The organism is Dissulfurispira sp., assembly GCF_036745535.1.
In the GTDB taxonomy this organism is placed as follows: domain Bacteria; phylum Nitrospirota; class Thermodesulfovibrionia; order Thermodesulfovibrionales; family Dissulfurispiraceae; genus Dissulfurispira.
The window spans coordinates 1-1779 of record NZ_DAIOFX010000166.1 but is presented as its reverse complement, the minus strand read 5'-3'; the positions used below and the strand labels follow the sequence as shown (position 1 = coordinate 1779).

Here is a 1779-nt window from a genome sequence, read left to right as displayed (position 1 = left end):
TTTGTGCCTCCTGATTTCCAGCAGGGGTTCTGTGCTGAGCAGGGAGGAGATAAAAAACCATCTCTGGAAGGAATCGAAGATATATTCATGGAGCAGGGTCATAGATGTCCACATCCAGCACCTGAGACAGAAGATAGAGGATAATCCTTCCGAGCCCGAATACATAATCACTGTTTTGGGGATAGGGTACCGTTTTAAGCCGGAATAAAGAAGCTTCGCTCGTCTTAAATAGGTGCGATTTCTATTTATCAGTCTAAATGGTTAACGAAGTCCTGAGAAAAGACAGGATAGACTCCCATGACTCCATCCATCTCCTGAATATCCTTTGTCTTGTGTGCCACCACATGCATGTCGTCTGTATCGAGAATAAGGACTATCTGATTGCCTTTTATACCAAATACCTTGACATGAGGCATATCTTCAAAAACCTTTATTAAGGCATCGCAGAATCCTTCTTTTACTTTTACAATAATGCTTATTATATCCATCTAAATCTTTCTGTCCTATATCAAGAAATATGATACTTATGGAAACAAAGCCTGCTGTATCTAAAGCTTAAGATAAAAAGTTTAAATATGATATTAATGTGTGTTAAAGGGAAGTAAATTTTCCAGATCCCTGTCGCTGCCTTCGAGGCTATAATATGCAAGGTACACATTTCTGACGCCGTCTATATCCTTTAAGGAATCCAGTGAATTTTTCACATCGGAGACAGTCTCCCTTTCAACGAGAAATACTATTTTTTCATCCTTTATTTCGTTGACCTCTACACCCCTTGCTTTTAATTCGTCCACTACCCTTTCCACGTCTTTCATATCATTTGCCTCTATAAACCCGCTTGCAACAATCATTGTTCCCTTCCTTCCTCTAATTGTTTCCGAAAATACCTTTTAAAAGTCATTCCTGCGAAAGCAGGAATCTATACCTTTGCTGTCTGGATTCCCACTTTCGTGGGAATGACAGATTGTTAGAATTTCATTTTTATAAGTTTCCCCTTAGTCTCGCACCCTTCCACGCACCTGCCGCAATAAATGCAGTTTGTATCCCTGAGTCCCGGCTGGTCTATGTTTTTAGCTATTTTAACGTTCATGTAACACATCTGGTCGCACAGATTGCATTCACCGCACTCCCCTTCCATAAACTTCAGTTTAAGAAAGCTTACCTTGTTAAAAAGCCCATATGTTTTACCAACAGGACATAAGACCCTGCACCAGAGGCGTGGAAAGAAATACTCAAGGCCGAGGAGCAGGGTTATCATGCCTCCTGAATATGCCAGCACTACCGGCTCCACAGGGAGCTTAAATGCAAAAAATACGCTGCCTGTCAAAAGCCTGAAGAAGTTTGTGAGATGGGACAGGTAGTTTGTGAAAAATGGAATTTCAATCAAAGCAGAAATACCGAGCAAAACACCCGCAATTGCATAGCCTAATTTTGGCGAAATCTTTACTGCTGACCTGCTGCTCTTCTGCACTGCTGCTCTGCCCCTATCAACCATCTCGAAGAGAAAGTCCATGGGACATACCCATCCGCAGAATGCCCTGCCGAATATAAGATAAATCGCTATAACAGGGAGCACTGCCCAGAAGGCCGTAGTTGTAAAATCCCTTGATGAAATAAGACTCTCAAAATAGGCAAAGATATCGATGAGCTTTACGAACCATACAACAAGCGAGCCAGAAAGCCCACCGACAAGAACCTTTATCTTCACAAATTGTAGGAGAAACAGTATGATTATCCCGAGCAAGACAAGACGCCTGAGCTTGGATAGCCTTAACCCTT

The 1779-nt window shown here is 41.9% G+C and carries 4 protein-coding genes; 1 reads left to right on the top strand and 3 read right to left on the bottom strand.

Annotated elements, in window-relative coordinates:
- On the top strand, positions 1 to 208 hold a 208-nt coding region (locus V7L97_RS12500), incomplete at its 5' end, for a winged helix-turn-helix domain-containing protein (protein ID WP_333656492.1).
- A gap of 40 nt (positions 209 to 248) precedes the next feature.
- Here V7L97_RS12500 and V7L97_RS12495 read toward each other — a convergent pair.
- From V7L97_RS12495 to V7L97_RS12485, 3 genes are all read right to left on the bottom strand, one after another.
- On the bottom strand, positions 249 to 488 hold the full coding sequence (locus V7L97_RS12495) for a chaperone NapD (RefSeq protein ID WP_333656490.1): 240 nt from the start codon (positions 486 to 488) through the stop codon (positions 249 to 251).
- A gap of 93 nt (positions 489 to 581) precedes the next feature.
- Complete coding sequence (locus V7L97_RS12490) at positions 582 to 851, bottom strand: chaperone NapD (protein WP_333656489.1); 270 nt, start codon at positions 849 to 851, stop codon at positions 582 to 584.
- 116 nt (positions 852 to 967) lie between these two features.
- The coding region (locus V7L97_RS12485) for a 4Fe-4S binding protein (protein WP_333656487.1) at positions 968 to 1779 on the bottom strand (812 nt) is incomplete at its 5' end.

What these genes read in the sequence shown, in the direction of transcription:
- V7L97_RS12495 (WP_333656490.1), bottom strand. Translation starts at nt 488, where the DNA reads ATGGATATAATAAGCATTATTGTAAAAGTAAAAGAAGGATTCTGCGAT.
- V7L97_RS12490 (WP_333656489.1), bottom strand. Translation starts at nt 851, where the DNA reads ATGATTGTTGCAAGCGGGTTTATAGAGGCAAATGATATGAAAGACGTG.